3 protein-coding genes and 1 pseudogene are annotated in these 7183 nt (G+C 47.7%); all 4 read left to right on the top strand.

Going from position 1 to position 7183, the window contains the following annotated elements:
* Window positions 1–272: 272 nt before the first annotated feature.
* Window positions 273–3542, top strand: a complete 3270-nt coding sequence (locus HMPREF2865_RS00055) for a TonB-dependent receptor domain-containing protein (RefSeq protein WP_070644759.1) — start codon at window positions 273–275, stop codon at window positions 3540–3542.
* A 200-nt stretch (window positions 3543–3742) separates the two neighbouring features.
* Window positions 3743–4630, top strand: coding sequence for a Slam-dependent surface lipoprotein (locus HMPREF2865_RS00050; protein WP_070644757.1), 888 nt, complete (start codon window positions 3743–3745; stop codon window positions 4628–4630).
* A gap of 318 nt (window positions 4631–4948) precedes the next feature.
* Window positions 4949–6415: a surface lipoprotein assembly modifier gene (locus HMPREF2865_RS00045; RefSeq protein ID WP_049343865.1), complete on the top strand. Its 1467-nt coding sequence runs from the start codon at window positions 4949–4951 to the stop codon at window positions 6413–6415.
* Between the two features lie 579 nt (window positions 6416–6994).
* A pseudogene (locus HMPREF2865_RS00040) lies at window positions 6995–7183 on the top strand (IS5/IS1182 family transposase); the annotation flags it as partial.

Raw genomic sequence — 7183 nt, 5'->3', positions numbered from 1 at the left:
AGACTGCCCGGGCATAGCGGAATTTACGGTGCAGTGTCAGAAATAACTCACATAATCGAAATAGCGGCTCAATAATCTCTACCGCTTCCCCTCCCTATTCTATTGATCAAATCTCAAAAAACATTTCCATATTATTAAAAACAAGTTAGAATTTCATAAAATTATAAATAATAATCAAACTTATTTGTATTATTTTAGTCAGAGTGTAATCGCATCTATTCGATCTGTCTCATTCAGACGGCCTTACCAATCAAGTTATATGGATTCATTCTATGCAACCGATCAAAGTCACCACCCTCTCCGCCTGCATCGCCGCCATTGGTTTCGTCCCTGCCGTTTATGCTGCAGATAATTCGACAGTTATTCTCGATACCATAACTGTCAAAGGAACTCGAAATAAGGATGAAATCGGTAAAAACCGCGTTTATACCCGCGAAATCGTCAATCTTTACAAGAGCAAAAACGAAGTCGAAACCTTCAAAGGCAACACCGTATCCGACCTTTTAAGCGGTATGTCCGGCGTGTACAGCGGCGACGCGCGCAACAGCGGCGCGCTGGATCCGAATATACGTGGTGTGCAAGGTCAAGGACGGATTCCCGTTACCATCGACGGCACGGAGCAGGCGATTACCGTCTGGCGCGGCTACGCGGGCGCAAACAACCGCAACTACGTCGACCCCAACATCATCAGTAGCGTTTCTATCGAAAAAGGCCCCTCGTTCAGCCGTGATATGAAAAGCGGCATAGGCGGCTCCGTCGCCCTGAAAACCATCGATGCCGACGATATTGTCCCCGAAGGGCAGAAATACGGCTTTGAAGTGAAGGCGGAGGCTTCCAACAATTCCATCAAAAGGCGTGAGAATGCTTATGAACATTCAGTCGATTATCGAACCTTGCCTGTTCCCGCAGTAGCGACGGGTGGTATTTGGCGTTCGTTTTTTGACGATACCGACCGAATCGACCAGCGTTTCAACGGACGCAATAAATTTGGGGAGGATAAAGCCTACCGCATTGCCGCCGCCACCAAGCAGGACAATTTCGATGCCATGCTTGCCTATGCCTACCGCAGTAAAGGCAATTATTTTTCCGGCAAAAAAGGCGCGGAACGCTACGGTTATATCGGTCCTTGGACACAAGAAACTTTAGACGAATTGAAACGTCGTAAAGAAGAAGCCGCTGCCAAGGGTGAGAAATTTTTCGGCAGTGAAAACATGCTGGGCGCACCCGATATTTCAAAAATCGGACTTTTTTATCATCCGGGCGGGGAAGTCAGCAATACCTCGCTCGAAACCAAATCATGGGTAGGTAAAACCACCTTCCGTCTGCCGAACCGCCAAACGCTCAAATTCGGCCTGCGCCATACCGATTCCACGTTCGGCGAAATTATGCCTTCGCGCATTATCGGCCCCATCAGTTGGGATGCGTCCGTCCTCAACAAAATTGCCGAATGGCCGCAGGCATGGGTAAAACAGCGTTCCTACAATATCGACTATTCGTGGAAGCCCGAGGGCAGCCGTTGGATAGATTTCGATGCCACGCTTTGGACAACGCGCACCAAATCCAAAACCAATACCGCAGGTGGCTCACCCGGCGATACCGTTTATGAGGACAACAAATTTCAAATAGCATGGGATGAGTACGACAGATGGCAAAAAGCTACGCCTGAAGAGCGTCAAGAATTGCTGAATGCAGGTTTTGAAGTCCCAAAACCGCCCAAACCCGAAACGCCCAATACAAACGGCAGGTTCAACACTATTGAAGGCAACGCCTATTACGCCCGTAACAACCGTACAGGCTTTCAATTCTCCAACCGTATGAAATTGAGCGACAAACTGTCGTTGACTTTGATGGGCGATTTTCAAAATGAAAAACTGACATCGCGCAATGATTTTTCAGACGAGCTGGAGCGGGGAGGATACGACAAATATCGGGAAGAACTCGAAAACAGCACCATCAGGGCAAATTATGAATTGAACCAATACGGTGTACCTCGCAACGGCAAGCGGCGTGAATACAATCTGGGCTTTAATTTTCGCTACGAACCCTTCCGCTGGCTGACTTTGACGGCAGGTGGGCGATATACCAATTTCCAACTTCAGGATAAAAGCAGACGTTTGGAAAGCGGCACGAATAAGACCGGCGATCCGTTAGAAATGAACAGGGGAATAAAATATTCGATCGGCAGGGTTGCCACGCCGCAAGAATACGCGGATTACAAGGCAATTGACGATGCTTTGGCGAATGGCAGTCTTGATTATGGAGTTTTATATGAAACAGAGGAATACGCAGAACAAAGAAAAAAACATGCACAAATTAGCCTGACTTCGTTTCAAGTCAATTCGCAATATATTCCGACTTTGACAGATGATCGCGAAAAATGGGTCAATCCTAATGAAAAGGTGGATTTCTATTGGTTGAAAGACGATAAAGGCCGTCTGAATATGCAGGATCATCCCCTTACCAATGGCAGCATTCCTGATTTGCACACCAAAGTCGCCAATCCTGTATATGACCCGTCTATTCCAGACAGTCCGCAATTTGTACCTAAATACTACGCAGCCAGTGCAAGTGTTTACACAACGCCAATGACCGAAGCCGAAAGACAGAGGGCAATGAAGCAGAAGGGCAGCGGTTGGGTACCTGCATTTTCTGCCACCATCAATTTTACTGATTACAGCCGCGCCTATTTGCGCTATACCGAAACCCTGCGCTACCCCAGCATTTTTGAAGGGACTTACGGCTTTTCTACCGCCGCCGGCTCATTCAACCGCATGGGCTATGGCTGGCGGCCCGAACACGCCAAAAACTGGGAAGTGGGCTATATTCATGATTTGACGGGGCTGTTACCGAAAATGAAAAAAGCGGATTTCCGCGTCAATTACTTCCATAACAAGACCGAAAACGTTATCGATAGGGACAGCAATCTCGAATTCGAACAATTCGACAGACAAATCCGCAGTGGTGCCGAGCTGTCCACCCGCTTCGATACCGGACGCGTCTTCGGCAGCCTGAACGTATTCCGCAGCCTGAAAAACAAAATGTGCGACGAAAATTTCACTTGGACATCCGCAACAGAGGGCATGGTTGATTCAAGCTATTTTGTGAAAAACGGTAAGACTATGAATCGTCCTGTCTGCAACCACGGCGGCTTGACCGATTCGGGCTATCTGGCAAGCGCGCTTCAACCACGCTGGTCAATTGATGCCGAATTGGGCAGCCGTTTCCTTGCCAACAAACTGGAAACAGGCGTGCGCCTCCATTACCACAGCCGCGTCTATGAAAACCGCAACGATGCTTGGCAGCCATTCTACGATGTGCGCAATAAATATCAGAATGACAATATGAAGCCCCAGCATAACGATATGCGCTGGCAGCCTGTTGCGGTATGGGATGCCTACCTGCGTTATAAAATCGGCAAGAACCTGACTGCCGAGCTTGTGGGCAGCAATCTGACCAACCGCTACTACCTCGACCCGATGAGCCGTTCTTACCTGCCTGCACCGGGCAGAACCATCAGGATAGGGATTACGGGCAAGTTCTAAAATAGTTTCTAAATACAATTATCAAAACTCTGATATTAGTGAAGTGTAAATTTTCAGAAATGATAATAATTCATGTTTCTATTTCCTAAAAATAGGAATATACTTACCTTACTTTTCCAAGAGGGCGGATTTGTAAGTTTGATTCAGATTCTTCTTGAGAAAGTTCGTTGATTTTGTAAAACTTTATTTTAGAGTGAATTATGAAACTCGTAAAAACCGTTGCGGTATTGAGTGTTGCGTTTGCCGCTTCTTCTGTGTTTGCACTGCCTAAAGGTTTTCAAGCCAACCCGACTGGTGCGACGACCGAATCGATTCAAGTCGAAAGGGTAAAGCATATTGGTGTTACTCTTGAAAACGAAGGTGAGCATAAAGGTAAAGCTTCCATTTTTGTTAGTGATAACAAGGCTGTCTCAGGAACTCCAGAGAAAGGTATTGCCAATAACAAGCCTGTTTCTTTTGCCAAAATTGATGCGACGGCAAATCGATTTTTTGTCAAAACGTTCGCTCACGGTATTTTGGGTAAAGACAAAAACGGCGTTACGGTCGCGAATCTGTACCGTATGAAAGGTATTGTTTGGGACAATATTCCAAGAATGCCCGACCATTCCCATTTAGGCCGTTTATCTTATTCTAAAGTCGGTAATATGGATGTTTACTTCGGCGACTGGTCTGCCGTTCCTTCCGGTGCGGCTGTCGGTACCAAAGGCACGAATTACACCGCCTTCTACAGCGGCACGGGTCGAACCACCAATCTGCCGACTACGGGTACTGCCACTTATACGGTTAAGGGTATCAACCAATATCATACGCAAAATACAGCCCTCTTAAACGGTACGTTGAAAGCTGATTTCGGTAAGCGAACGCTGAACGGAGAAATGGAACGCGCAGGTTTGAATGTCGCCATCAACAATGCCACGATTAATACGGCTAAGGCTTCCTTCTCCGGTACAGCTACGGCAAACAAAGTGGCCGGTACGACCCACGGTCATTTCTTCGGCAATCAAGGCGCAGCGATTGCGGGCGTGGCTGATTTTGGTCGAAACCATGCCTATAACACTGCCTTTGGCGGTACGAAAATCGGCAAATAATGAATCATAATGCGATAAGGCGGACGGTTTTTGTCGTTTCCCATTCCGTCCGCCTATAAAACACAAATCATCCGACACACAATGCACATCGTACAGGGCCGTTCGGAAATATCGGGCTTCGCAATGCGTTTAAGCCGGTATTTTTCGAACGGCCCGTGAGTTTGAAGGCGTGCTGTTTCGATGGGCTTGAGAAGCTCATTTTCAGACGACCCGTCATTCAAATAAAAAAATGCTCTGCCCGGTAAAGATGAAATGTCAGTTTTTCTTTGAAAAGGTCGTCTGAAAAACAAAGCCGCCCGATACACAGGAAAGAATTTTATGAAACGCCTTTTGCTCCTTCCCTTTTTTATCAGCCTGCTGCCCCACGCGTTTGCCGACGACAGGGAAGACCGCTTCATGCAGCTCAAACAGGGAACGGAACTCCGCCGCGCTCAGCAGGAAAGGAACGAAGCGGACAATACGGCGATCGAATTCGGCGCGGGAGAAGTGCAGGACGGCGAAGATTTGGCGTTGTCGCTGATGAAGGCGGTCAACGCGCAAAACGAAGAGGAAACGGCTCGGCTGTTAGACATTTACCGCCGTCAGGATGATTACGACCCCGATATAGTGCTGTTTGCCGAGGCCAATCAGGCGGTGTCCCGCGACGATTTGGAGGCCGCGCTGGCGAAATACCGCGAGCTTTACCGCAAAAATCCCGAATTTCTGCGCGGCCGCCTGGATTTGGCGCGGCTGCTGTTTATAGACAAACAAAACAAAGAATCGGCGGCATTGTTCGACGGCATCGATATTCCCGAAGTGCCCGCCGTCAATGAGAAAATCAAAGTGTTTGCCGACGCTTTGAAGAAACGCGATGCGTGGAGCGGCTCGGTTTCGTTCGGCGCGGGTTACGACACCAACTTAAACCAGTCGTCGGGCACGACGGTTGTCCGCAATCAGACAAGCTGCGGTTTCGATTCGAACGGGCAGCCGATTCTGGACGATGCCGGAATGCTGTCCTGCCGCAACGAACAGCTTGACGCCTACGCGCCCGATGCGTTGAAAAACCGGATGTGGGTATATGAAGCCAACTTAAGCAGACGCATTTCGCTCAACGGCCACCACGGCCTGCAACTGGGCGGCTACGCATGGGGCCGGCTCTATCCCGGCAACAAAGAATACGGCGAACACAATATCAACGTCAGCCCCGCTTACAGTTTTCAGAGCAAAGACCATTCCTTCAGTATCGGCCCGCAGGTGCAATACGAATGGTCGGGCGGGAAACTGCGCGACAGCAGCGCCGGCATCAGCACGGCATACAGCCGCACCTTTTCCGACCAAGCCTCGCTGGGCGTGCAGCTCGACCACAAATACGACCGCTACCGCGGTGAATTAAAACATTTCAACGGCCCGCAGACGCTTCTGTTCACCACCGCCATCTACGCCCTGCCGAAAGACTGGCTGGTATTCGGCGGCTACGACTACCTGCGCAAAAACAGCCGCGAAAAAGTGGATTCCTACCGCCGGCACGGCCTGCGCGCGGGCGTCAATAAACGTTTCGAATCCGGCATCGACGCCACCTTTCAGGCAATCTGGCGCAAAACAGCCTATCAGGATTACCATGCCTGGCTGGAAACCCGCCGCCGTGATTTCGAACGCACCTACCAGTTGGACATCAAATTCGATCGCCCTTTCCTCCGCGGCTTCGTACCCATCCTCACCGTAAAACACACTGACAACAAAAGCTCGTCCTGGCTAAATCGCTATAAACGGAATGAATTTCTAATTAAAATAGAGCATAGGTTTTGAAATTAAAGGTCAGCCAGATGATCTCTTGTAAGATTATTATCTTATATTCATAATGTGATTAACTCGCAAATTTCTTACAGTTTAACTTATCAACTTGCTAAAAAAATTTGCAAATAGGCCGTCTGAACTTAATGTTTCAGACGGCCTTTGCAGTATAAATTAGCTATCCCCTACACTTTCTTGTTTCACAAGAGTTTGATGGTACTTGGTATTCTTATATCTCTCCTACTCCACTACACAATAAATTAGGAAGTAGAGGTAAGGTAAAATTAAATAGCCAAGTTTCTCTTAAAACCTATTGATTTTATACTAAAAATTGGAGTACTATGAGCACACTCTCTTGAGTATCATTGATTCTCATTTGACATATAGGAACAATAAGCGGAATTTGTAGAAGAATAGGAAAAAAGAAAATAATTTATATTATGTTAAATTCATAATGCTAGTATTTTAGTCTATCAATTCCAATTTCTCTTAATTCTACAATTACTTACAATATTCAAAAACAAAAAGGCCGAGACCTTTGCAAAATTCCCCAAAATCCCCTAAATTCCCACCAAGATATTTAGAGGATTTTCCATGAGTACCTTCTTCCAGCAAACCGCCCAAGCCATGATTGCCAAACACATTGACCGCTTCCCACTATTGAAGTTGGATCAGGTGATTGATTGGCAACCGATCGAACAGTACCTGAATCGTCAAAGAACCCGTTACCTCCGAGACCACCGCGGCCATCCCGCCTATCCCCTGTTGTCCATGTTCAAAGCC

It is taken from the genome of Neisseria sp. HMSC073G10 (assembly GCF_001812605.1).
Lineage (GTDB): Bacteria > Pseudomonadota > Gammaproteobacteria > Burkholderiales > Neisseriaceae > Neisseria > Neisseria subflava_A.
Note: the sequence above shows the minus strand (reverse complement) of the source record. Positions and strands in the feature narration are given on the sequence as shown.